The sequence below is a fragment of the Psychrobacter sp. GW64-MNA-CIBAN-0177 genome, from assembly GCF_040309585.1.
Classification (GTDB): Bacteria; Pseudomonadota; Gammaproteobacteria; order Pseudomonadales; family Moraxellaceae; genus Psychrobacter; species Psychrobacter okhotskensis.
This window is the reverse complement of the sequence record NZ_JBEOOY010000003.1, coordinates 36,872-63,154: the sequence shown is the minus strand read 5'-3', so window position 1 is coordinate 63,154 and position 26,283 is coordinate 36,872. Positions and strand designations below refer to the sequence as shown.

The 26,283-nt window shown below is 41.9% G+C and carries 19 protein-coding genes; 11 read left to right on the top strand and 8 right to left on the bottom strand.

Features of this window, described 5'->3' with window-relative positions:
• Window positions 1–535 precede the first annotated feature (535 nt).
• The 5 genes from AAEY79_RS03245 to AAEY79_RS03225 all read left to right on the top strand — a co-directional run bounded on the left by AAEY79_RS03245 (window position 536) and on the right by AAEY79_RS03225 (window position 6,512).
• Complete coding sequence (locus AAEY79_RS03245) at window positions 536–2,176, top strand: ABC transporter substrate-binding protein (protein ID WP_352287230.1); 1,641 nt, start codon at window positions 536–538, stop codon at window positions 2,174–2,176.
• 202 nt (window positions 2,177–2,378) lie between these two features.
• Complete coding sequence (locus tag AAEY79_RS03240) at window positions 2,379–3,395, top strand: ABC transporter permease subunit (protein ID WP_352287227.1); 1,017 nt, start codon at window positions 2,379–2,381, stop codon at window positions 3,393–3,395.
• Window positions 3,396–3,546: 151 nt separating this feature from the next.
• A complete protein-coding gene (locus tag AAEY79_RS03235; RefSeq protein WP_025650615.1) occupies window positions 3,547–4,461 on the top strand; it encodes an ABC transporter permease in 915 nt (304 codons plus the stop codon).
• A gap of 1 nt (window position 4,462) precedes the next feature.
• Window positions 4,463–5,551, top strand: coding sequence for an ABC transporter ATP-binding protein (locus AAEY79_RS03230; RefSeq protein ID WP_265088701.1), 1,089 nt, complete (start codon window positions 4,463–4,465; stop codon window positions 5,549–5,551).
• Window positions 5,541–6,512, top strand: coding sequence for a peptide ABC transporter ATP-binding protein (locus tag AAEY79_RS03225; RefSeq protein WP_352287223.1), 972 nt, complete (start codon window positions 5,541–5,543; stop codon window positions 6,510–6,512). Before AAEY79_RS03230 ends, AAEY79_RS03225 begins: the two co-directional genes overlap by 11 nt.
• 99 nt (window positions 6,513–6,611) lie before the next feature.
• On the opposite strand, the gene AAEY79_RS03220 is transcribed toward AAEY79_RS03225, so the two are convergent.
• On the bottom strand, window positions 6,612–7,031 hold the full coding sequence (locus tag AAEY79_RS03220) for a nuclear transport factor 2 family protein (RefSeq protein ID WP_352287221.1): 420 nt from the start codon (window positions 7,029–7,031) through the stop codon (window positions 6,612–6,614).
• 174 nt (window positions 7,032–7,205) lie between these two features.
• Here AAEY79_RS03220 and AAEY79_RS03215 point away from each other — a divergent pair, with 174 nt between their 5' ends.
• On the top strand, window positions 7,206–8,162 hold the full coding sequence (locus AAEY79_RS03215) for a LysR family transcriptional regulator (RefSeq protein ID WP_352287217.1): 957 nt from the start codon (window positions 7,206–7,208) through the stop codon (window positions 8,160–8,162).
• Window positions 8,163–8,276: 114 nt separating this feature from the next.
• Window positions 8,277–13,070: a pentapeptide repeat-containing protein gene (locus tag AAEY79_RS03210; protein WP_352287214.1), complete on the top strand. Its 4,794-nt coding sequence runs from the start codon at window positions 8,277–8,279 to the stop codon at window positions 13,068–13,070.
• A gap of 118 nt (window positions 13,071–13,188) precedes the next feature.
• On the opposite strand, the gene tkt is transcribed toward AAEY79_RS03210, so the two are convergent.
• The 3 genes from tkt to serS all read right to left on the bottom strand — a co-directional run bounded on the left by tkt (window position 13,189) and on the right by serS (window position 16,960).
• Window positions 13,189–15,186, bottom strand: coding sequence for a transketolase (gene tkt, locus AAEY79_RS03205; RefSeq protein ID WP_352287211.1), 1,998 nt, complete (start codon window positions 15,184–15,186; stop codon window positions 13,189–13,191).
• Window positions 15,187–15,279: 93 nt separating this feature from the next.
• On the bottom strand, window positions 15,280–15,660 hold the full coding sequence (locus tag AAEY79_RS03200) for a hypothetical protein (protein WP_025651374.1): 381 nt from the start codon (window positions 15,658–15,660) through the stop codon (window positions 15,280–15,282).
• 13 nt (window positions 15,661–15,673) lie between these two features.
• Entirely contained in the window at window positions 15,674–16,960 is a 1,287-nt protein-coding gene (serS, locus tag AAEY79_RS03195; protein ID WP_352287208.1) for a serine--tRNA ligase, read from the bottom strand.
• Between the two features lie 636 nt (window positions 16,961–17,596).
• On the opposite strand from serS, the gene AAEY79_RS03190 reads away from it, so the two are divergent.
• On the top strand, window positions 17,597–18,256 hold the full coding sequence (locus tag AAEY79_RS03190; RefSeq protein ID WP_352287206.1) for a YcxB family protein: 660 nt from the start codon (window positions 17,597–17,599) through the stop codon (window positions 18,254–18,256).
• Between the two features lie 280 nt (window positions 18,257–18,536).
• The gene (locus AAEY79_RS03185; RefSeq protein ID WP_025651371.1) at window positions 18,537–19,025 is read left to right on the top strand and encodes a Dps family protein; all 489 of its coding nucleotides are present in this window, start codon (window positions 18,537–18,539) and stop codon (window positions 19,023–19,025) included.
• 149 nt (window positions 19,026–19,174) lie between these two features.
• On the opposite strand, the gene AAEY79_RS03180 is transcribed toward AAEY79_RS03185, so the two are convergent.
• From AAEY79_RS03180 to AAEY79_RS03170, 3 genes are all read right to left on the bottom strand, one after another.
• Window positions 19,175–19,888 carry a DUF2057 family protein gene (locus AAEY79_RS03180; protein WP_025651370.1) on the bottom strand — a complete coding sequence of 238 codons (714 nt, stop codon included), beginning with the start codon at window positions 19,886–19,888 and terminating at the stop codon, window positions 19,175–19,177.
• A gap of 86 nt (window positions 19,889–19,974) precedes the next feature.
• The gene (gene hda, locus AAEY79_RS03175) at window positions 19,975–20,778 is read right to left on the bottom strand and encodes a DnaA regulatory inactivator Hda (RefSeq protein ID WP_025651369.1); all 804 of its coding nucleotides are present in this window, start codon (window positions 20,776–20,778) and stop codon (window positions 19,975–19,977) included.
• Between the two features lie 334 nt (window positions 20,779–21,112).
• Window positions 21,113–22,216, bottom strand: a complete 1,104-nt coding sequence (locus AAEY79_RS03170; protein ID WP_025651368.1) for an AI-2E family transporter — start codon at window positions 22,214–22,216, stop codon at window positions 21,113–21,115.
• Window positions 22,217–22,575: 359 nt separating this feature from the next.
• Here AAEY79_RS03170 and purM point away from each other — a divergent pair, with 359 nt between their 5' ends.
• A complete protein-coding gene (gene purM, locus AAEY79_RS03165) occupies window positions 22,576–23,637 on the top strand; it encodes a phosphoribosylformylglycinamidine cyclo-ligase (RefSeq protein WP_025651367.1) in 1,062 nt (353 codons plus the stop codon).
• Window positions 23,637–24,326 carry a phosphoribosylglycinamide formyltransferase gene (gene purN / locus AAEY79_RS03160; RefSeq protein WP_025651366.1) on the top strand — a complete coding sequence of 230 codons (690 nt, stop codon included), beginning with the start codon at window positions 23,637–23,639 and terminating at the stop codon, window positions 24,324–24,326. The genes purM and purN overlap by 1 nt, the downstream gene beginning before the upstream one ends.
• Window positions 24,327–24,467: 141 nt before the next feature.
• On the opposite strand, the gene AAEY79_RS03155 is transcribed toward purN, so the two are convergent.
• Window positions 24,468–25,847: an NAD-dependent succinate-semialdehyde dehydrogenase gene (locus AAEY79_RS03155; protein ID WP_352287204.1), complete on the bottom strand. Its 1,380-nt coding sequence runs from the start codon at window positions 25,845–25,847 to the stop codon at window positions 24,468–24,470.
• Window positions 25,848–26,283 lie beyond the last annotated feature (436 nt).

Here is a 26,283-nt window from a genome sequence, read left to right as displayed (position 1 = left end):
AATCTTATCTACTAAAAACTTCATATTCAATAAAGCGAGAATAAGCTGATGGTATAAGAATGTGGCTCATATTTTTTCGTCGCTATCTTTAGGACTTATTTAGGCCATTCTATATTAGCAATCTATTTTCTGGCTTTAGAATATCTAAAAAATCGACAAGCTGCGTTAGATTGCTAAATTCACTGGCTATTAGGGTATTAGGGTATTAGGGCTTGTCCTCATTTTAAAAATAAGGACAAGCCCTAATACATTCGGAAATAAAGATATTAAAACGGTACATTTTCTATCAAAATTATCTTAGAGATGGCTTGCGTTACCACTGTTTAAAAGAGTATATTTAAACGACTTATTTATATCAGTATTTTTTGCAAACTTGAATCAAGGTTAAGGTCTGTTGAATTTTTTATCTTGTATACAAAAAAACGATATAAGCAATTGCTTTAAAGGGAATTAAAAGCACGTCAAGTACATTTATGGGTCAAAAATGACTCTATAAATATATTGGCGAATATTTATAATTACATAGGATGTAATAATGCAAAAATCACTCTTCAAATTGACCTTATTGGCGACGGTTATCTTAGGTATCAGCGCCTGTAGCGGCGACAACAAAACTACAGATGACTCTGCTGCCAGCTCAGACGCTAAAGCCGCGAAAACCCTACTTTATTGTTCAGAAGGCAGCCCTGCTGGCTTTGATCCCGCACAGTACACCGCAGGTACTGATTTTGATGCGAGCGCCTATCCTATCTATAATGGCTTGGTGGAATTCAAAAGAGATGGCACTGAGATTCAGCCAGCCTTAGCCGAAAGCCAGGATATTAGTGAAGATGGCAAGACTTATACCTTTAATCTGCGCAAAGGCGTCAAATTCGGTAAAACCGATTACTTTACCCCAACCCGCGATTTTAACGCGGACGACGTGGTCTTTACGCTAGAACGTATCACCAATCCTGATTTTGAATTTAATAAAGCCTATCCTGCTGAGTTCCCGTATTCTGTCGGCATGGGGCTGCCTGATCTGATCTCTACTATCGAAAAGGTCGATGACAATACCGTGAAAATCACTCTCAGCGAGACCAACGCGCCGTTTTTACAAAACCTAGCGATGGCCTTTGCTTACATCGATTCTGCTGAATATGCAGACAAGTTAATGGCTGCTGGTAATGCGGCTGACATTAATACCAAACCTGTTGGTACCGGACCTTTCGTCTTTACTTCCTATCAAAAAGATGCGCAAATTCGTTATACCAAAAATCCAGATTATTGGAACAAAGACGATATTCATATCGACAATCTAGTGTTTGTCATCACCAAAGACTCGGCGGTTCGCGCGCAGAAAGTGCAAGCTGGCGAATGTCATGTGTCCGCTTATCCAAAACCTGCCGAGATTGACTCTGTTAAAAAATCCGGTAAGGCCACCGTCCTTGATCAACCCGGCTTTAACGTCGGTTATGTCGGCTACAACGTAGAAAAACCAAAGCTTAGCGACCTTAAAGTTCGTCAAGCATTAGATATGGCCATCAATAAAGACGCTATTATTAACGCCGTTTATCAAAGCGAAGGGCTTAAAGCCACCAACCCTATGCCACCAACACAATGGGGTTATGATAAATCGATCAAAGACGCGCCTTATGACGTCGAAAAAGCCAAGTCCCTTATGAAAGAAGCAGGCGCAGATAAGCTTGCCATCAATCTCTGGTATATGCCCGTTCAGCGCCCTTACAATCCAAATGCCAAACTCATGGCGGAAATGCTACAAGCAGATTGGGCGAAGATTGGTGTTAATGCCAAGCTGGTCACTTACGAGTGGGGCGAGTATCTAAATCGCGCCGCTAAAGGCGAGCACGATGTTATTCTAGCTGGTTGGACCGGTGATAATGGGGACCCAGATAACTGGCTTGGTACCCTATTATCTTGTGATGCGGTCGGTGGTAACAACTACTCGCGCTGGTGTAATAAGGACTTTGACAGTTTAGTGACCAATGCCCGTCAAATTACCAATCAAGATGATCGCGTCAGTGATTATGTACAAGCTCAGCAGATATTCAAAGAGCAACTGCCTTGGACAACGATGGCACATTCGGTGGTAACCGTATTCACGGCACCAAACGTTGTCGATTATAAAATTAGTCCACTAGGTTCAATACGCTTTGATGGTGTGAAGGTTGAATAACCTTGGCTAATTAAGTCCGGTACGACATACACGACTGTTTAATTGGTATTCGGCTGGGTCAGACTCTCTGCTCCAGCCGTATTTGTATGAGTTAAGCGCTTTGCTAAACACATTGCCAAACATATTGTCACGGACAGTCTCAGCACTGCTAATACGCTAATCATCGATCTATAACTATTGACCCTCAATTATTGAGCAGCCCATGCTACTGTATATTCTGCGTCGCATTGCCATTCTAATTCCCGTCTATCTTGGCCTAACGCTATCGACATTTACCCTGATTCGGCTCGTCCCCGGAGACGCCGTCGAGATTATGATGGGTGAGCGTATGGTCGATCCAGAGCTCCATGCTCGTGCCTTAGAAAGACTAGGATTAGACAAACCCCTCATCGTTCAATACTGGGACTATTTAACCGGTATCTTAACCGGTGATTTTGGTCAGTCCTTTCGTACCCGTACTCCAGTATTACAAGACTTCTTTGCCCATTTTGTGCCAACCTTAGAGCTGGCGGTATGCGCCATTGTTATTGCCAGTGTCATTGGGGTCAGCTTAGGTATCTTTGCCGCGCTGCGCCGTGGTACTTGGATTGATTACACCTTAATGTCAGGGGCGCTGGCTGGCTATTCTATGCCTATTTATTTATTGGGACCTATCCTAACCGGTATATTCGCCCACTATCTAGGCCTATTACCCGTCGCCGGTGTCATATCTGTCGCGCAGTTTTTGGACGTCAAACCTTTATATGGTTCATGGCTATTGGGTTCCTTGACTTCAGGTGAACCGGGCGCATTTTGGGACGTGGTAAAACATTTTACCTTACCGTCTATTGCCTTATCGACCATACCACTCGCGATGATTGCACGTATGACGCGCTCGGCGATGCTGGAGGTACTAGATGAAGATTATGTACGTACCGCACGCGCTAAAGGCTTATCGCCGCGCCGCGTGATATTGGTACACGTGATGCGCAATGCCTTGATTACTGTGGTGACGGTAATTGGCTTACAGATGGCAACCTTGCTCGCTGGCGCCATTATTACTGAGACTATCTTTAGTTGGCCGGGTGTTGGTAATTGGCTACTCGATGGCTTCTTTACCCGTGATTATCCTATTGTGCAAAACGGTATCTTATTGGTCGCCACCGCCTTGATTTTGGTTAGCTTATTTATTGATATTTTGTATGGTCTGATCAATCCGCGCATCAGACATACTTCTTAATTTAACATTGATAAATACTCATATTATAAATAGTGGCTATTGGTGTTTGCATGGTTTTGAGTGATTTTTTAGCAAATGCTTAATACTTATTAAGGCTAAAACTCTAAAACTTTAAATATTAGCAAAGCACTAGCCACTGTAGGAAATGCTCATGAAGCCTTCTGTTCTTCCCTCTGATCTTAAGCTGATGGCAGCGACACCGCCGTCGTCTTGGCAGTTATTTTTATCGACATTTTGCCGCAATAAAGGCGCGGTACTTGGTTTTATAGTACTGGCCTTGATGGTGATTATCGCCATACTTGCGCCCGCCCTTGCACCGCATGACCCTTATGAATTATTTACCGGTCAAGAGCAATTGCCGCCAGCGTTTTTAAGTGGCGGCGATACGATGTTTTGGCTTGGGACTGATGATGCCGGTCGAGATACCTTATCTCGGGTGATGTATGGCGCACGTTACTCGTTGTTTATCGGTCTAAGTGCGACGACCCTTGCTATGTTGGTCGGCGTCTCGCTAGGGCTTAGCGCCGCGTTTTGGCCAAAGGTTTGGGGCAAGGCGGTGATGCTAGTCAATGATATTTTGATGTCTTATCCAAGCTTGCTATTGGCGATTATTATTGCGGCTATCTTAGGGCCGTCTATGACCAACACCATTATTACCATTGCCTTGGTTTGTACCCCACCTTTTATTCGTCTGACACGCGCTACCGCCATGGTAGAGCTACAACGTGAGTACTTTGTTGCCTCGCAAGTCATGGGGGCTGGCGTGCTGCGCTTATTATTTATAACTATTTTACCTAACTGTATGGCACCGCTTATCGTCCAAGCGACAATGATTTTTTCCTCTGCTATTTTAGAAGCAGGCGCAATTGGTTTCTTAGGCTTTGGCGTGCAACCACCAGATGCCGAATGGGGCGCAATGCTCGGTACAGCGCGGCAATATATTCAAAGTAATGTTTGGCTCGCTATTTGGCCGGGTGTCGCCATCTTCTTAGCTGCCTTGTCGATTAACCTGACGGGTGATGGCTTACGCGATGCGCTAGATCCCAAATTAAAGCAGGTGACCTAAGATGACTGATACCTTAGATAAAACAGCGCTTACCAATACTTCTATGAATGGCTCGTTAATAAAAGAAGCGCCACTGTTGTTAGATATTGAAAATCTTTCGGTCACTTTTGGTCAAGGCGCACGTGCTTTTCGCGCCGTCGATGATGTATCATTAAAAATCACCCAAAGCGAAGTCATCGCCGTCGTCGGTGAATCAGGCTCAGGTAAGTCGGTCACTATGATGGCGCTCATGGGACTTCTGCCGCCCTCTGCGACAGTTCGTGCCAAGCGGGTGATGTTTGATAATAAAGACATGCTGAGTATGTCAGCCAAAGAAAAGCGCGGCATCATTGGTAAAGATATTTCCATGATTTTTCAAAATGCCATGTCTTGTCTAAATCCGAGCTTTACCATTGAGATGCAACTGGGTGAAGTACTGCGTAAGCATCTTGGACTGCGCGGTGCAGCGGTACAGACGCGTATCTTAGAGCTGCTCGAACTGGTTGAGATGCCGGATGCCAAAAATCGACTTAAGGTCTATCCGCATCAATTATCGGGCGGTATGAGTCAGCGGGTCATGATTGCGATGGCGATTGCTTGCGAGCCAAAACTGCTTATCGCCGATGAGCCAACCACAGCGCTTGACGTCACGGTGCAAGCACAAATTATGGATTTGCTCGGGCGCTTACAACGCGAAAAGCAAATGGCAATGGTATTAATTACCCATGACTTGGGTTTGGTCGCGCAAAACTCACGCGATGTCGCCGTCATGTATGCCGGACAAGTGGTCGAAACCAGTACAGTGCCGGAGATTTTTCAACATCCTGCCCACCCTTATACCGAAGCTTTACTGCAAGCCATCCCTGAGCTGGCTATCGGTCAAGACAGGCTCAATAGTTTGCCGGGTGTGGTACCCAGCCAATATGATCGCCCAAGCGGTTGCTTATTGTCTCCCCGCTGTCCCTATAAAGAGCCCGCTTGTGAAGTACCGCCGCCCATTTTAGATACGCCCAATGGCAAAGTGCGCTGTATTCACTCTGAATTGCCTAATTTACCTACTCGCACCTCCACCCCTCACCCTGCTACTTTGGAGTCACAGCATGAGTCATAAAGTGGTCTTAAAAGCAGACAACCTACACAAGCATTACCCGGTATCGCAAGGATTGGGCAAGCCTAAAGCGTATGTTAAAGCCCTAAATGGCATCTCGTTTGAGCTTGAAGCGGGCAAAACGCTGGCGGTCGTTGGTGAGTCAGGCTGTGGTAAATCAACGCTTGCCCGCCAGTTGACCCTCATTGAAGAGCCCACTGACGGCGAGTTATTTATCAACGATGAAGCAACGACCGGTTATAGTAGAAAAGCATTAAAAGAGTTGCGTACCGAAATCCAGATGGTATTCCAAAACCCTTATGGCAGCCTAAACCCGCGTCATACGATTGGTTATCAATTGACTGAGCCTTTAGATATTCATACCAAGCTATCTAAAGAAGAAAAGCGCGACAAAATAAACGAGATGATGAGGCATGTCGGTCTACGTCCCGAACATGCGGGCCGTTATCCACATATGTTTTCAGGTGGACAACGCCAACGTATCGCCCTCGCCCGCGCGATGATGCTTAATCCTAAAATTGTCGTCGCTGATGAGCCAACCTCAGCGCTCGATGTGTCGATTCAAGCACAAGTATTGAATCTATTTATGGATTTGCAAGACGAATATCATACTGCGTACGTTTTTATCTCGCACAACTTATCAGTAGTACGCCATGTCGCCGATGATGTGATGGTGATGTACTTAGGTCAGGCCGTCGAACACGGCCCCAAAGAAGCGATCTATAATGCGCCAAAACACCCGTATACCATCGCCCTATTGGCGGCTGCCCCCACAGTAAATGGTCATAAAAACGATTTAACCCTACAAGGTGAGCTGCCAAGTCCGCTTAATCCACCAAGTGGCTGTGCACTACATAAACGCTGCCCCTATGCCAAGCAGCAATGTAGCGAAATAGAGCCACAACTGCGCGAATGGGATGGTCGATTGGTTGCTTGTTTACGCTTGGAAGAGATATATGGGTGAGAGATTCTAATAAATAATAAAACTGCTGCAATGGCGGTTTTATTATTTGTCAGCTTCAAACCAATCTTTTTTCTATCGAGATGTATTTTATAAAAATGTCTATCTTTCAATGTGCATCGCCGCTTCTAATGCAGCGGTGTCTTCGTGCATACGATATAAGCAAATCTTGCCTGCCTTATCAAAACGAACAATCATGGTCCAAAGACTGTTGAACACGTTGCCAGTATCCTTGACTGTGTGAGCCAATTCGCCAAACCTAACAATGTAATCATCGCTTGCGATAGAATCTTCCATCTCAAAAGTACCAAATTCAAACATCTGAGCCAGATTTTTAAAAAATACAGTGCCTGCCTCTCGACCAATGTGAGCGCCATAAATCGGCACTTGGCTGTCTCTCTCTTCTCGAAAGACCACAAATTTCACGTCTGCGTCACACAGCGCCATGGCTTGCTCGTAAGCCCCTGTAAAGACATGAGTGACGAACTGATCAAGGGTTTGGGTATTTACGGTTGTCTGCATAGGTTTTCTCACTATCATAGATGAATTCAATCGTGGCGTGTTGAGCTACCAGCGAGTGATACTCAGTCTAATGAGAAAAATGATAGATAAACAGACGACACCCACACGTCAACTGTGCAAATATGCACAATAGAATTTGCTAAGATAAAAGACTTATAACACAAGAGAATCGATATGCACTGGGACGATTTGGCTTACTTTGTTTGCTTGGTAGAAAAACAAACACTGACTGCGTGCGCTGAGGACATGAATGTGCAGCACAGTACGGTGGCTCGGCGTATCGAACACCTTGAGCAAACATTAGACGTCAACCTTTTTGATCGGCTGGGCAAACGCTACGTGTTAACTATCGAGGGCGAGCGGCTCTACCATCAAGCGGTAGAAGTCAAAAAAGAGATGGTCACTTTTCAAAGAATGGCAATCGATCAGAACGCTCTACAAGGCAAAGTGGTGGTATCCGCCCCACCTGTATGGGCAAATGAGGTGCTCATACCTGCTTTGGCTGACTTTCACCAGCGCTTGCCAGATATCGTATTGGCTTTAAGCGGTGATGTCAGTATGAGCAATTTACATCAACGAGAAGCCGATATCGCCATACGAACGCGCCGCCCCACTCAAGAAGACTTGGTTATTCGTACATTAGGGTCGTCGACTTATCGATTTTATACCCATAATAAATACCTCAAAGACACCAGACCTGAGCAATGGCAACTCATAGAGTTTCAAGCCAACGCCAGAGTGCTTGCTTGGTCGCAAGCGTTTATGCAGCAGCAAGACTATACGATTGCGTTTAGTACCAATGACTTATATATGGCGTGTCACGCGGCGCGTCAAAAAATAGGATTTGCGCTATTACCTGACTTTTTAGCCTGTCAGTACCCAGAACTGATAGCGGTTGACCCTATTAACAAAATCCCGATAACTACCTTAAAAGCTCATTCCTCAGCGAACAATTACGCGGCGGCTGAGCCATTACAACCTGAGCAGTTAGATACACAATCACCTATACCACTAGCACAATCGTATCCACTCTATTTGGTCATGCACCCAGATGTTCGGCGCTCAGCCCGAGTCAGAGCAGTAGCAGATTGGTTAATTGATTGTTCTAATCGATTAGAAGGGTTTGCGTAATATTTTGCTATTATTAAAATTTATTAATCGTGAAAAATCGTGAAAAACGTGATTTACACGAGCTATTATTGCAGGTATACTTCGCTAAAGTCATTATTTAACGAGAGGTATCCAATGTTGGAAAAAGAAATAGAATATTTAAATATTGTTACTCAGACCCTTATAGAAGAAGAGTTACTAGGCAATACTGTTTTAAGACAATGGCAAGTCATTACCAACTTAATAAAAGAGACTAGAACACTCAATATTAATAAATCTACGCTTATTAATATGACTGAAAAAGAAATGGGCAAAGTCACACCTACTAACTTTCGCAAACGCATTAGTATGCTAAACCAAGAGTTTGACGAGAATGATCTAGGTATTAATATCGAGAATAGTAAAAACAGTGTGGTTATCGCCATTGTTCAAGAAAAACTTAATGAAAATATTAATCAAAAGACTGCTGATTTTATTAAACAAAGCAATGTTCACAATGAGCTAAAAAATGATAAATTTGTAGCACCAAAGGCAAGTCCAAAACTTAACGAAACTAAAAGACAAGTATTATTTAGTTACTCATGGGAGTCAGATAAAGAAGAACTTACTATTCAGCGAAAATTTGCAGACATGCTAGAAACTGGTCTTAGTAATCCACCTGCTAAATATAAGGACAGTCCCAGAGTATCTTTATTCATTGACCATAAAGGTTTTGAATTAGGCGAAAATCAAACAGAACAGCAAGATACTATGTGTCAAATTACACCTGTTGCTGTTGTCTGCTACACACAGAAATATCTCTATTCTAAGGCTTGTCAACGTGAGATAGATTACTATTTATCAGAAGAAGGTCGAAATATTGTTAACCGTCGTGCTATCGTTGTACCGTTTGATTGTTCATACGGCGATATGGATAGTCGATTTCAGCAAAATCTTGCGCTCTCGCCTCCCAATACTTTCACTAATGGTCTAGATTTTTTTGACAGTGCATCACCTGCTGATAGAAAAATTTTTATCAATCATTTAGTTGAAAACATATACGATTGGTTTGAAAAAAATCCAAATCCACCAAAATTCGATAAACATTATGATGTTAAGAAAACCTTGCGAGATACAGGGAACAGTGTAGACCTGTCATCTGAAAAACCAGAATTTTTAAAAGGTAATACTCAACAGCATCAATACGAGGGTGCAATTGATATTGTTGACTATATGTATGAGTGGGCAACTAATACAACTGGTAAAGAAACACGGTTGTTCTATTTACTTGGTGACTTCGGTTCGGGAAAATCAACCAGCTGTCAAATGTTAACTAAAAAATTGATGAGTAACTATAATCAGCAAAAGCCTGAAAGCCGTCCTGTTCTACCCATCTACCTAGATCTAAAAAAATTGCTTAATGCATTCGGCAAGCAAGAAGATATTGTCACTCAATCTGTGAATAATTTGCTTGAAACTATGCTGAGTATAAGTGGTATTAACAATAATGTATCAGGGAGTACTATTATACAATTTGTTAAGGAATATCCTTGTCTTTTAATATTTGATGGATTTGATGAAGTAGGTCAAAAGCTCAACGCAGAGCAACAAACAGGTTTACTTAACAAGCTAATAGAAATATTCCCTAAAAGTATTTATCAGAAAGACCTTGAGCGTCTTCGTGAAGATGATGATGTAAAAGAACAGTCCACTGTTCCTGTCAATTCACGTATTTTAATAAGCTGCCGTACGCATTTTTTTAAAAGCTATGCGCAACAAGAGGCTTTTCATCAACTTTACTATCGTAATGAAACCAGCATTAGCGCTGGCGAAATTAAAAATTATCAAATCTACTATTTACTTCCCTTTACTAAAGAGCAGATCCAGAGCTATCTTATAAACTGGCTTGGTAAAGAAGATGCAGAAAAAGCAATAACATTCATTAATAACGTTCACGATTTATCAGGTTTATCCGAACGTCCCTTGATGTTAAATCTTATTCGAGATTTATTACCTGAATTACAGGAAGAGTTCAAAACTAACCCTCATATCAATGCTTCGACGCTTTATAAACTATTATTCGATAAGGTCGGATACCGCGATAACGAAAAGCATCTCATTCCTTTAGATGAAAAACGTAAGCTGTTAGGACGTTTTGCTTTATATCTTTGGCAACAAGGCGTGACTACCTTATATGTAGATGATTTAGACAGTTGGATGCTAGAACATCGGAACGATTACCCACAATTAAGTATCAAACTCAACTCAGGTCAATATGATCCCGAGTTAATATTGCAAGACTTACATAATGCTAGTTTATTGGTTAGAGATAATGATGACGAGTATCGTTTTGCACATACTTCATTCTTAGAATTCTTTGTAGCTGTGGGTATATTTGATACTGTCATAGGTTCAGATAATACAGAACAAGGTTTCGACTCTATATTCACACGAGACAACCTTAGTTATGAGATTGTTCAGTTCTTAATAGATTGGCGACTGGCTAGTCGAGAAGCCGAACAAATCAAATTTGATCAGAAATGGCAATTGCTTCAGCAGGCTGATAGTAGTGTTTCCGCTCGGCAAATAGCTTTTGATATTTGGTATTTTACTTACTACATGCGTCAAAACTTTACAACTTTAGAGAGTCCTAACTGGCAGTACCTGACACTTAATGATCTAAGATTTAATTCACACTTAGAGAATAATCCTTTAAACCTGAAAACTATCGATTTAACAGGGGCTAGTATTAGAGGATGCAATTTTACTTTTGTCAATTTTTCAAGTTTAAACTTAAAAAACGCTTACTTAGTACAAAATAAGTTTGAACATTGCATAGTGGAGAACGTTTCGTCTATCCAAGCTAAGTTTTATGGAAATAGACTGTATCGATGTAAAATGTCAGAAAAGTGTAGAAGTAACTTTTCTATATCGTCTAATATGGTAATCCCTTCTTCTTATAATAATCTGAACAAGCTTTTACCTATATCTCAACAACTAATAAATGAAACAGTACATTCCACTTCATTTAGTCTTCATCCAAATAGTATTCAAATATTGATAGGCGGACGTAGTGGTGCCACTATTTGGGAAATTCGTAAAGAAGATATAGTTTGTACTCATCAATTTGCTTGTGGGAAAAATATAAAAAGCTGTGAATTTAGTCCTGATGGTAGCCAGATAATTGTAATGGATTACGAAGAAGTCACTGTATATAAGGTAAATGAAAATAATATTAAAAAATTATATACCTTTCAACTAGAAAATTCTGTAGAGAAATGCCGATTAAATTCTGACTGTTCTAAAATATTTCTAGATGGAAGGCAGGGCGCTTATATTTGGGAAGTAAAAGAAGGGATGCCTAACTGTATATACCAAAATAAGGAAATTGAGAATGTAGTAAAGTATGAGTTAAGTCCCGATGGCTCTCAAATATTGTTAATGAGTCATGAAGGATTTAGTATCAAAGAAATAAAAAAAGAAGGTAATACTTATTTTCAAAGTTTTGACGTAATACAACGTATAAATGTATGTAAGTTTAGTCCTAATGGTAGTCAAATATTATTAGGAGGTGTGCACGGTGCAAGTATATGGAAAGTAGAAGACGACAGTCTAGTTTGTATACATCAATTTTTTAACGAAAGAACTGTTCGAAGTTGCCAGTTTAGTCCTGATGGAACTCAAATTTTATTAAACAGTATTAACGAGACCAGCATTTGGAAGGTAGATGTAAACAGAATTATCTGTACTCATAAATTCACTCAAAAACTAAATATTAAAAGTTGTCAATTCAGTAATGATGGTACTAAGATAGTTTCAAATAGTCAACTTAATGAAATTAGTATATGGGAAATAAATATAGATAGAATTGAATGTATATATCAATTTAATAGAAAAATACATACACAAATCTGTAAGTTTAGTCCAGATGGGACCACTCTTTTAATCGGGGATTATGAAAGTCTTAATATTTGGAAAATACAAGAAAACGTGCTTACTCTTTCTAATCGCTTTAAAGGTATACCCTTCATTCGAAGCTGTCAATTTAGTCCAGATAGTTCAAAGTTAGTTGTAATAGATATTATTGGTAAAGTTAGTATTTGGAAAATTGACGGAGAAAATTTTGAATGTATTCAAGAGATTACAGTTAATCAAGAAGTTCAAAGCTGCGAGTTTAGTCCAAACGGTTTATACTTACTCCTAAGTACTACAAGTGGTGCTAGTCTTTGGGATATAGATAATAAAGCTATTAACAGTATATATAGCTTTGCTGATGGACAAGACATTGAAAACGCTAATTTCAATGCTGACGGCTCTCAAATATTACTCATAGGTAGCATTAGTTCTAGTATTTGGAACGTAAATAAAGAGGGTGTTAAATGTATTCATCAATTTGATGAGCTACACTTAAATAGAGGTTCTAGGTTTAGTCCTAATGGAAATTATTTACTAATGATTGATGTCAAAGGAGCTAGTTTGTGGAAGGTAAATTTAGAAAAAGTTACTTGTCTTTATCGATTTGCAGATGGACAAAATATTAGAAGTTGTCTTTTTAATAAAGATGGTACTGAATTATTATTAGGAGGAAGTGAAGGTGTTAGTATCTGGTCAATAAGTAAGAAAGGCGTTTATTGTCTAAATCGATTTGCTAATGATTTACAAGTTTTCAGTATCGACTATAATTTAAGCAATGAGCTTATTGCTGTTGTTAGCTTAGACCATATTTATGTTTATCAATTAAATGAAGATAATGTGGAACTGAAAAATATAATACAATTATTCGATGATAGTGTCATTGATTATACAGACGACAGTTTTACTAGTATTAACTCTATACAAGGTAAAGCTTGGAAGTATTTATATAATAAAATTACTTATACTGACGGTGGTATTGAGATACTACCACCTGATACGCATCCAGATTGGGATAAAGCGTATAAAACGACTTAATCTTAACATCTATTTAGTCTATGAGAACCATGCTAATATTTCAATTAATTTTAAAAATAAAAAAAGCCACCAGATTTCTCTAGTGGCTCTTTTTTTATTCATAACAAAGTCAGGTTTATTACACCAAACTATTCACTGCTTCAACCACAGCGTCAGTTGTAATACCAAACTCTTTATACAAATCACTGGCAGGTGCAGATTCGCCATAAGTGGTCATACCGATGACTTTGCCATCTAGACCAACGAACTTATACCAGTAATCTACATGCGCCGCTTCTACTGCGACGCGAGCACGGATATTAGCAGGCAATACCGCTTCACGATAGCTAGCATCTTGCTCAACGAAAATCTCAGCACATGGCATAGACACCACACGGACGCCAATACCGTTTGCGCTCAATGTCTCGTATGCTTCCATCGCTAGGCCAACTTCTGAACCAGTGGCGATGATAATGGCTTTTAGCTCGCCCTGCTCTTTTGCCAGTACATAACCACCTTTAGTGATGTTCGCTACTTGCTCATTATCACGTGCTTGATGTGGCAAGCTCTGACGGCTAAAGATCAATGCTGATGGATTGCTTTCTGATTTGATTGCTTCTACCCAAGCACTTGCAGATTCAGTCGCATCACACGGACGCCATGTGCGTAGATTTGGCGTAGTACGTAAGCTAGTCAATTGCTCAACTGGCTGATGCGTTGGGCCATCTTCACCTAGACCGATAGAGTCATGCGTATAGACATGGATGACGCGCTGCTTCATGAGTGCGCCCATGCGTACCGCGTTACGTGCGTATTCCATAAACATCAGGAAGGTCGCTACGTAAGGAATAAAGCCACCATGCAATGCTATACCATTGGCAATCGCGGTCATACCGAACTCACGCACACCATAATAGATATAGTTGCCGTCAGCATCTTTTTCGATACCTTTAGCGCCTTTGAATAGCGTTAGGTTCGAGCCAGCTAAATCCGCTGAACCACCTAGCAATTCTGGCAATAACGGCTGTAAGGTATTGATCGCATTTTGACTGGCTTTACGGCTGGCAACATCACCGCCCTGCTCTTGAGTTTGTTGGATATAATCCTGCGCTTGCTTATCAAAATCCGCTGGCAATTCACCATTTAAGCGGCGTAGTAACTCAGCAGCTAGTTCTGGATAGGCCTTTTTATACGCTTCAAAGTCCGCATCCCAGTTCTTTTGTTGCACATCGCCTTTTGCTTTAGCATCCCACGCTTCATAGATTTCGTCATCTAATTCAAATGGAGCATGCTTCCAAGATAGCGCATCACGAGTCAAGGCAATTTCATCATCACCAAGCGGTGCACCGTGGCTAGCCGCTAAGCCTTGCTTGTTCGGGCTGCCCGCACCGATAGTGGTTTTACAGATAATTAAGCTTGGCTTAGTGGTCTCAGCAATCGCTTGCTCCGTCGCTTGCGTAATCGCATCGGTATCATGACCATCGACTTTGATAACCTGCCAGCCATATGCTTCAAAGCGTGCTTGCGTGTCATCAGTAAACCAGCCTTCGACATCACCATCGATGGAGATACCATTATCATCGTAGAAGAATACTAACTTACCAAGCTCTAGCGTGCCCGCTAATGAACAAACTTCATGGCTGATACCTTCCATCAAGCAGCCATCACCCAAGAACGCATAAGTATGGTGGTCAACGATGTTATGTCCGTCACGGTTGAACTGTGCGGCTAGGGTTTTTTCAGCGATAGCAAAACCAACGGCATTGGCAATACCTTGACCTAGTGGACCAGTAGTTGTCTCAACACCTGGTGTATAGCCAAGCTCAGGGTGACCTGGGGTTTTTGAATGCAGCTGACGGAAACCTTTAAGGTCATCAACGCTCACATCGTAACCTGATAAATGTAGCAATGAATAAATAAGCATCGAGCCATGACCGTTTGACAGTACAAAGCGATCACGGTTATGCCACTGTGGATCGGTTGGGTTGTGCTTCAAAAACTTGCGCCACAGAACTTCAGCAATATCAGCCATGCCCATGGGTGCACCGGGGTGTCCTGAATTGGCTTTTTGCACCGCGTCAAACGACAGTACACGGATGGCATTGGCTAATTTACGTTCGCTAATTGGAGCTGGCATAGAGTGTCCTAAGATTAAAGGAGAGTTTATTTGATTGAAAAAAGTTATTGAACTAAATTTGCTTAGATACTGGAATAGATGGCTCATTATAAACTAAGTGGCAACAATTTTCCCTGTTACCCCTAGTCCAGAACTTGATCGGGTCACATAATAAAAAACCAACTGATCGTTAACGACTTCAATATAATGTTTCTCAAATTCTTGATAGCAAACATACTGAAGCCATTTCTCCTCTAGATAATCTGCCATTTGCTGATGGCTTACATTGTGCGCAAAGTTGCAATACAACGTGAGCATACAATTTGCATTATCATGGCGCTCTTGATAAAGAAAGTCGCAACCAAGATTGTTTTCCATACAACAGAAATACACATTGGCATCTATTTCAAAGCCTAACAAATTGTCGCCACTACTTTGACCGTGGGTGAGATATTGTGAGTAATTGAGCTGATCAATTGTAGACAATGTCTTCATGACGTTACTATTATCAAACTTCTATTCTTTCCGCACCGCCCATAAACGGACGCAGTACTTCTGGAATGGTGATACTACCATCGGCGTTTTGATGATTTTCCATCACTGCCAATAAAGTACGACCAACGGCTAGACCTGAACCGTTTAAAGTATGCGCAAGACTAGTCTGCTTGCCGTCTTTGACCCGCGTGCCCATACGGCGCGCTTGGAAATCACCACAGTTTGAGCAGCTAGAAATTTCACGATAAGTCTCTTGGCTTGGTAGCCAAACTTCGATGTCATAGGTTTTTTGCGCGGCAAAACCCATATCACCCGTACATAATTTGACTGTACGATATGGCAGATTGAGCTGCTGCAAGATATATTCGGCTTGACCTGTCATTGCTTCAAGCAATTCATCAGATTGCTCAGCGCTAGCGATATTAACCATCTCGACTTTTTCAAACTGATGCTGACGAATCAGACCACGGGTATCACGGCCGTGCGAGCCGGCTTCACTACGGAAACAAGGCGTATGGGCGGTGAATTTTAATGGGAGCTCTTTGATATCTAAACGCTCACCGCGTACCAAATTGGTCATTGGTACTTCAGCCGTCGGAATCAGATAAAAATCCATATCATCATTATTCGTATGATTGGTCAATTTAAACAAATCATCTTCAAATTTTGGCAACTGACCCGTACCTTTTAGGCTTTCAGAATTGACAATATAAGGCACATACGTTTCAGTATAGCCGTACTTGATGGTGTGGGTATTGAGCATAAACTGAATCAAAGCGCGATGCATTTGCGCAAGCTGACCTTTTAATACATTAAAACGACTACCGGTAAGCTTCGCTGCGGCTTCAAAGTCGAGCATACCGAGCGTCTCACCGATATGAGTATGGTCTTTGATGTCGAAATCAAACTCACGCGGCGTACCCCATTTGCGTACTTCGACATTATCATCTTCTGACGTACCCACTGGCACATCTGCTGCTGGAATATTAGGAATCTGCAAGGCAGCTTGATTGATACGCTCTTGCAGAGTACGCAGCTCGTCTTCTGCCGTCTTAATCTCACCGCTGACGCTTTGCATCTCAGCCAACAGCTCACTGGCATCTTCGCCCGATTTTTTTAGCGCCCCTACTTGCTTAGCACCAGCGTTACGGCGCGATTGCAACTCTTCGGTTTTGACTTGTAGCGATTTACGCTCGTTTTCAATGGTTTGCCAGAACTCCATATCAAGCGTATAGCCACGAGCAGCCAACTGCTGTTGTAAATCGCTTAAATCGCCGCGTAAGAGTTTTGGATCAATCATAATAGTTGCCTGTAACGCTGAGAGTGAATAAGGAATTTTAAGAAAATATTATCAAAACAATAATGAGCCAAGCTCATTTTACAACCTAACCTATCGTCAACCCAAAATAATATCAATACAAGAAAACCGAGTACAAGCTATACAGTACTATGTTTAGCGAAGTTGACGCTGTAGTGATTTTATAGTGGGCAGGCTATCACTTTATAACTTATGTTATGACATCTTGTTTGTCATGAGAAAATAGGTAGTCGCTATAATACCAAGACCCAGCAGATTTGACCATGTTTTGCCCCTATTTAGACGCTATTTTGACTACTTTTCGGCTATTTTCGTACCTGTGACTGTCCTGTGTTATAGCAAAGTTTTTAGTGTGACGCCATGTTTGAATGCTGCACGTTATGCCACTATCTTGCTATGAAAAATTTAAGGTTAGCTTCCACAATCAGTCCCAATCTCTATTAATGCCATTAATATGACGTCTATCAATGAACAGAGCGGCTTATATGTTTCATTTAGGAGCACTTTTCGGTAAGATAAGCGCATAGCTTTATTACACTTCTAGCCAAGTACCGCATCGCAGCTTCGCTTTGGCGATTTAAACCCAACGCTTTTACTACAAGTATTTGAGAAACCTTTATGGCCCTGTACCCCTATACGCTCCAACCTGTTGCCTTAAACCTGACCGAGGCGGAATTTCATCAAGCACAGTATGAACTGTTTGCCAGTGCCAGCCCTTCGTTTGGTCTTTCAAGTTTGAAGACCAAAGAATGGGTCATTATGGCGGTAGTCGTGATACTGGCCATTGCAGGGTTAATCTTTGTCACTGGCTATTCCACAATTATTTTTTGGGTCATGTTGGTTGCAGTCGTGGTTTATCTGTTGGTGCGTACCTTAGGTTTTAAATGGTACGTCAAAAGAGAGTTTGAAAAACAAGTGGCTGATCAAGAGATGCCAGATGAGATGCGCCAGATGAAGTTGGGTGTACAAAAACATGGCTTGGTCATGGCGATGCCAACCAATCAACCTGATATGATGAAAAACTCGCAAATGCGTGGCATGCAAATGCGTGCAGGAGCGACCCAACAAGCGGTTATTCCATGGACAGCGGTCAAAAGCTGGGACGAGACTGACGACTATATCTTTATGATGTTTGAGATGAAAGGTCAACAAGGCAGTCAAATTGTTCCTAAACGTCTACAAGCACAGAAATTTCCAATCGATACGGTACGTCAACACCTACAAGAAGTGGTTCCAGTTAAAGGTTTAAATCCTGAAAGCTTACAACCCCCTGCATAAAGGGTAATAGTCCATTTTTTGAACTCATAAGCTTATAATTTTAAAAAACCAATCATAGACTTATAATTATTGAACTTAACTTATCGACGCTGCTTTGCTATTATAATGAACATCGACAGCAAGATTATGACGGACTTAATAAATAGATCTTTATGAATTAAAATAGCGTTCTATAATTCAACACAAGAGCAAGCATAGTAGTGCATCATAGGGCTTGCTATACTCTTAGTCTGTTATAACCAGTTTCTTACATTAACACTCACACTATAAGGATAATATTATGAGTAATACTAATAATGCGACCAACCAAATCGGTTTAGAACAATCAGACATGAGCGGTGTCATCACTAAACTTAATAGCTTACTATCAAGCTATCACATGTTCTATATTAACGTTCGTGGCTATCATTGGAACGTCAAAGGTGAGCACTTCTTTACTTTGCACCCACAGTTTGAAGAGCTGTATACCAGCCTACAAGTCGAGATTGACGAAATCGCTGAACGTATTTTAACCTTAGGTGGTACACCACTCCATGCGTATAGCGACTTTACGAAACATACAAGTATTCAGGAAGATAAAAACGTCAAAGATGGCAATACTTGTGTAAAAGGCGTAGTTACTGGCCTACAAGCGCTTATCTCAGAGCAGCGTCAAGTATCAGCGCTGGCGGTAGAAGCGGAAGACCAAGGTACTGCCGATTTAGTCGACGGCTATGTGCAGCAGCAAGAAAAGCTAATTTGGATGTATAATGCTTTTTTAGCAAAATAGTTAATACTTAAAGGTAGCTGACTTTAAGAGCGACCAGCCTTAGAAGTCGGTTATAAGTAAAATTATATGTCATAAAAAAGCACCCGCTATGGGTGCTTTTTTGTGGGTGAAGTTTGGGTTATGTCTTCACATATTTATAGGGGTAAAATCTACTGTTGTACCCACTGGCGAATTTTTTCGCGTTCAGCTGGCGTTGCTTGTAGCCATAACTGCATGAAGCTATCAAGGGTATTGGTGCTTTGATTGCTCGTCCCTACTGGCGCCACGGTATAGGTATTTGAAGACATACTACCTGTATTATTCTGAGTACTCGCCGTTGGCTGATTGAGAGCTGCGATTGCGCGTTGGTTCTGTAATTCTGCATCACCGCCACCACCAAATACGCCGCCTATCGCTTTACCCAATCCAGCAAACAAGCCATCATTACCATTTGCAACGCCCTGTTGACTGGCAATAATGGCATCGTCTTGCTGTATCGCAAGGGTTGGCTGTTTGACATAATCTTTGGCTGCCTCATACTTTTCTGGTTGATTAGGCATGGTCAAGCGGTATGTCTGGTTGTCTGCCAGTTCGGCTGTCACACTCACATTGCCTGAACGCAAATAATCATGCTCGTCACGCGGCAGATTATACAAGCGGTCATACTTAGCAGTAATCGCATGCTGACCCGGCTGCAAGGTGAATTGTTTAGTCAACGCCTGAAAAGGACTCTGTTGAACTTCTTGACCATTGATAGCAGTCACTTTGATATAGTCATCAACGAGTAAAGTAACCGCGGCATTTGAGAGCATAGATACCGATCCGGCACTGATAAGTAAGGTGCTGATGGTCAGTTTTTTTAGCGAAGAAGTATTGGTTTTCATAAATGGTCCCATTGATAGTAAATGCATTGATAACAGCGACATTTTGGATAGAAACAAATGGTGTTTCTAATATTTAAAATTCAGTATTAAAAATCGAGTGGCATCGTATGTTGATCCTGACTGGCTGCCTCATTATCCACTTGTGTCTCTTGTGCAATATCCGCAAGCTCAGCTGCCAGTGTTTGCTCATCAATCGTACGCAAAGCATCACTGATGACCGCTTTAGAGATATTGCTACGCCCAAGGTTTGAGAACATTGGCTGAATATAATTGAGCACCTCCATCATAGCACCGATACGATGTGGCCCTTCGGTCAGAAGATAATCAATAATACGCTCATCAAACTGCCAACCACGGCGACGTAAGATAGACTGCAGCAAGGCTTGACGGTCAGCAAGATCGTGACCATTCGGTACTTTAAAGGTAGGCGCTTGTGCCAGACGAGTGAGCAAATCCCTCAATTGAAATGGTAACTCGCCCGCAGGCTTATTGGCAGCAAATAATAACTGGCGCTGCCCTTCACGGCTACGATTAATGAGATGGAATAAGGCTTCTTGCCATTGACTACTTTGCTCAAGCACTTCTAAGTCATCGATGGCGATAAGCGAGAAGTTCTCAAGAGAAGACAGCACATTGACATCGGTATGGATCAATTCATTGAGTGACAAACAAATCGCTGACTTGTCCATCTCAATGAATGACTCACAGATAGCGGATAGTAGATGGGACTTACCAGTTGCAGGGCTGCCAAACAGGTACAGCTGACCAATCAGGCCGACATGTAGCTGCCGCACTGCATCAATAATCGACATCCAACCGGGACCGGCAAAGTCACTGAGACTCGCATCATGCTTAATGTCCAGATTGAGACTTAGCTGTGCTTCTGCCATGAATCATCAACTCGGTTTGCGTAGCGCAATAGATAGAAAAGGAAAAGGCGTGGTAACTTTTAAAACAGGCTCAGTTTAAGTAGGCTTAATAAAATAAACGAGCTTGAGGTTTTGATTACACTCAGTCAAACATGATATTTATCAAAATTAACGACGTGTATCAAAACGCTCACAGTAACAGCTGTTAGCGTTACTACTGCGCCTATATATAACATATTTGCAAAATGACTGACAAGTCTTTTACTTACTAAGCTTTGTCAGTCATTAATTATTAAGCCTAAATGACACCCTTATTATCTAGCTATTTTATCAATTTTCAATGACGTTACACCTATTATTTTTTAAATAACACCAACTGTTTACGACCTTTATAAAAGTCCGTGGAGAGATAATAAGCATATAAGTGGCGGAACAATACGTTGAGGACGGCGGACACTGGTAGCGCGATAAGCATACCGACAAAACCCAATAGACTTGCGCCTGCTAGTACCGAAAATATAACCCATAAAGGTGACAATCCGATCTTATCGCCCAACAATAAAGGCTGTAGGATGTAGCCTTCTGCCGCTTGACCGATTAAAAATGCGCCAACGATTAAGGATAAATACGTCCAATCTAAGCCAAACTGGAACAAACACGCAATAATAGCAGCGATGAAGCCAATACCGAAGCCCAGATAAGGCACGAAGCTAGCAATACCCGCAACCATGCCGATAATAAGACCCAGCTCAAGGCCAATGAGCTGAAGTTGTACGGCATAAATGGCACCCAACAACACCATCACCAACAGCTGACCTTTGATAAACGCCATCAATGCCTGATCACACTCTTGGGCAATACCAATAACTTTTTCGCAGTACGGCCCTGGAATCGCTGTCTTCCACATCTGTATGCGTTTGTCCCAATTGAACAAAAAGTAAAAAGTCAAAATCGGTACTAAGACAATCAATCCTGCATTATTGATAAAGCTCATGCTTGAAGCAAGCACCTGACTCATCATCGAGCTGGCATCAGAGAACTTATAATGTGTTTGCAGATATTCAACCAAGGTTTCAGAGAATCCTTTGGTTTCTAGTATGGGCAAGCGGATATTGGCATTCGCAACAAACCATCCGCGAACTACCTGATTATACCAATTCAAAACCTTGGGCAGATATTCCCAAGCCGCTTGTAGCTGATGCAGCAATGTCGGTATCAGCCACCAGAGCAGCAATACCATCCCCAAGGTAATGGTAGCATAAACAATAATAATAGCTATCCAGCGCTTGATATACTTTGAGAGACGTTTGACCAATGGATTGAACAAATAAGCGAGTACAAAAGCAAAGATGAACGGCAAAATGACCGGCATCATTAAATAAAGCAAAACAACAGCAATGATGAGCACGGCGACGATAAATAAGCGCCGGAAAAAAGGGTCTATCGATTGTTTGGTCATTAAGGGCCATCCTAAAAGTAAGCTAATCGCGATAACTTATCGTTGAGATTGCAGTTTTATTGCTACAAACTCACTGTATCGTTATCGGTACGTCTACAAATTCTAAGTGCTTTGATTCTAAGTGTTTTATTATCGCAGAGTCGACAAAAAAAGCAGTCATTTTTTGTTTCTTAACTTTTTATTTATCGCTTATTTCTAATCTTGGCCGAATATTGGCAAGTTGCTTTGCGAGTGAGGTCTATTATTAGGTATAATGCGCCCACTAACTTCAAACTTTGTAACATTGACTGCTATTATTAATGTCAATAAATAATTTATCGGTTAATTCCAATTATATAGCCCCCAACTGTGAGATGACTATGAGTGACAAGCCTTCGTTAAGCTACAAAGATGCCGGCGTTGATATCGATGCAGGCGATGCATTGGTGCAACGAATCAAGTCCGTAGCAAAAGCCACGACGCGTCCTGAAGTCGTGGGTGGACTGGGTGGTTTTGGCGCGTTATGCCGTATTCCGACAGGTTACACCTCGCCGCTATTGGTTTCTGGTACAGATGGTGTCGGTACTAAGCTCAAACTCGCGCTACAGCTCAATCGTCATGAGACGATCGGCATCGACTTGGTAGCGATGTGTGTCAACGACCTATTGGTATGCGGTGCTGAGCCTTTGTTCTTTTTAGATTACTATGCAACGGGTAAGCTCGATGTGGATGTGGCTGCTACTGTTGTCAGCGGGATTGGTGATGGTTGTAAGTTGGCCAATTGCGCGCTTATAGGTGGCGAAACTGCTGAGATGCCAGGCATGTATCAAAACGATGATTACGACTTGGCAGGGTTTTGTGTCGGCGTGGTTGAAGAAGCGGAAGTCATCACTGGCGAAAATGTCGCAGAGGGCGATGTTTTAATCGCCCTTGCCTCAAGTGGCGCGCATTCTAACGGCTACTCATTAGTGCGTAAAGTCATCGAAGTCAGCGGGATTGATGTCACTAGCAGTGATGAGCAATTAGATGGTCAATCTATCCAAGACGCGCTAATGGCACCGACGCGTATCTACGTAAAAGCCATTAAAGCCTTGCAAGATACTCTTGGTAGCTCAGCTTTACATGCCATGTCACATATCACCGGTGGCGGCTTAACGGACAACTTACCACGCGTACTGCCTGAAACTCTAGCCGCTAGCATCGATACCAATAGCTGGCAGTTCTCAGAGCTGTTCACTTGGTTGCAAACCCAGGGTAATATCGAGCAAAGTGAGATGTACCGTACCTTTAACTGCGGCGTCGGCTTTGTCATTGTCGTACCAAAAGATAAAGCAGATGCTGCTATTCAAACCTTGAACGATGCTGGCGAAAAAGCGTGGCAACTAGGCGAAATGATCAAGCGCAGCACTGATGATCAGGCGGATGCCGTGGTGTACCGTTAATGTCAGACAGTCCTATCAAAACTAGCAACAATAAACCATTACGCATTGCCGTTTTAGTATCAGGTAGTGGTAGCAATCTACAAGTATTAATAGATGCAATGCAAGCAGGTGCACTACCAATTGAGATCGTCGGCGTCATTAGTAATCGTGAAGACGCCTACGCTATCAAGCGTGCCGAGCAAGCTAACATACCTGTCGCCGTGCTATCACATACTGATAGTGGCAAACGCATGGCCATCAAAACTTTTGAGACTCATGCCAGCGCCCAACTAACGACATGGCAACCTGACCTAATCGTGTTGGCTGGCTTTATGCGGGTACTTAGCGCAGGTTTCATCGACAATATGCCTCCACCGATGATTAATCTGCACCCTTCCCTGCTACCTGTTTATAAAGGCCTTGATACCCATCAACGTGCCATACAAGTAGGCGAACGTCATCATGGTTGCAGCATCCATGTCGTCACCGCTGAGCTCGATGCGGGCGCTGTGCTAACCCAAGCACTGTTAGAAGTGCATCGAAAAGATACTGCCGATAGCCTACAAGCGCGCGTCCAAAAGCTTGAACATCAACTGCTACCTTGGACAATTTTATTATTAGCTAAAGGTGTCATCAACCTGAACAGTCAGGACAAAGGAACTTTTTCTATATTGCCCACATTACCTTTAAAGCTGTATTTAGACAGTTAAAGCAGTAACAAGTAGTAAAGAAAATTAGTAATCATTTAAAACTATCAATCATAAAAAAGCCCAGTCACTCAATTAATGAATGACTGGGCTTTTCAGTATCTAATATTTAAAGCGTTTTAGCTTCAAAATCTGTACGTGCTCTTAGCTGTTATGCACGTGGACACCTTTGATGTTTACAAACTCTTTAATACCAAAACCACCATGCTCGCGACCATGACCTGAGTTTTTCACGCCACCAAAAGGTAGTGCTGGATTTGCGAGGCCATAACCATTGATATAAACCATACCGGTATCAAACTCTTCATTAGCTAAGCGAATCGCTTTGTCTTCATCTTTAGAGAAGATAGCGCCACCTAAACCATAGCGGCTGTCATTAGCGATACGTAAGGCATCATCTTGATCTTTGGCGCGGATTAGCGATGCTACTGGACCAAATAGCTCATCGTCATAAGCTGGCTGACCTTTTTCGACATTTTCCAAAATAGTCGCTGGGTAGAAGCTGCCCTTACCTTCTGGTAATTTACCACCGACAGATATAGTAGCGCCCTTACTTACACTCTCTTCTACTTGTTCATGCAACTTTTCTTGCAAGTCTTTACGCGCTAGTGGTCCAAGATCTGAGCTGTCATCCATTGGATCGCCGGCTTTTTTACTTGCAAACTCTTCAACGATACGCTCACGGAACTCGTCATACAGGCTATCAACAACGATAAAGCGCTTTGCAGCCACACAAGTTTCGCCATTATTTATCAGACGCGCTAGCGTACAAGTTTGTACTGCAAGCTCAAGATCAGCATCTTCTAAAACGATAAATGCGTCATTTGAACCCAGCTCTAGAACTGCTTTTTTGATTGCTTTGGCTGCTTGCTGACCGACGATACTACCTGCACCATCACTACCAGTGAGCGTCACACCGCGTACTTTATCATTACCAATTAATTTCTCTGACTGATCGTGGTCAATTAAAATGGTACGGAACAAATCGTTCGGTAAGTCAGACTCATGGAAGATTTTTTCAATTAGTAAGCCAGAACCAGTTACGTTTGCTGCGTGTTTTAGCAGAACGCTGTTACCTGCCATCAAATTGGCTATGGTATAGCGGAACACTTGATACGCTGGGAAATTCCAAGGCTGCATGCCATAGATAACGCCAATAGGCTGATAAGTGACAATACCTTTTTTGAGACCTTCGATGTCACGTTCATCGTCAGCAAGCGCGGCCACACCTTTTTCTGCAGTGTAATCACAAATGGCTTTACACAGATCAACTTCTTGTAGACTCTGACTATAAAGTTTACCACGCTCCTCAGTCATAAGACGAGACAGCTCTTCTTTATACTTCATCAGGGTTTCGCCAATAGAGTTAATAACCTTCGCGCGCTCTTCATGACTGGTTTTACGCCATTCTAGAAACGCTTGATGTGAGGCTTCAACGATGTTGTTGACCTCATCATTACTCATATAGTCGTAATCTTTAATATCTTCGCCTGTTGCTGGGTTTACAGTAGTAATATCTGCCATGATTGTTGCCCTTATTTATTTGTTGTTCTTAGTTAATGCTAGTTAGCTAATGCTAATTTAGAGTTGCACTTAATCAAAACTTTAAAAAGCTTCGATAGTGTCGTCTGTCTTAACAATTGATACTCTAGTTGTCTTTTTTCTTAATGTAGAGCTATCATAACAAATCATTTGCTTTGAAGTTTTACAAGATATAAAGAAGTGTGCTTAAGATGTTAAGAGTGTGACTCATTCGTTGTTAAATACATATTTGGCAGATTATTAGCATATTTATCAAAACTATTTAGGGCGTGTTGAACATTCGACCATGGCACTGACAGAGACTATTTGTGAATGTTCAACACGCCCTAATATATAACTGCTTATAGTCAAAATATCCCAAAAACGTGACGGTATTGCTGATATTGATATAACTTTTCACTGACTATATATTTATGAA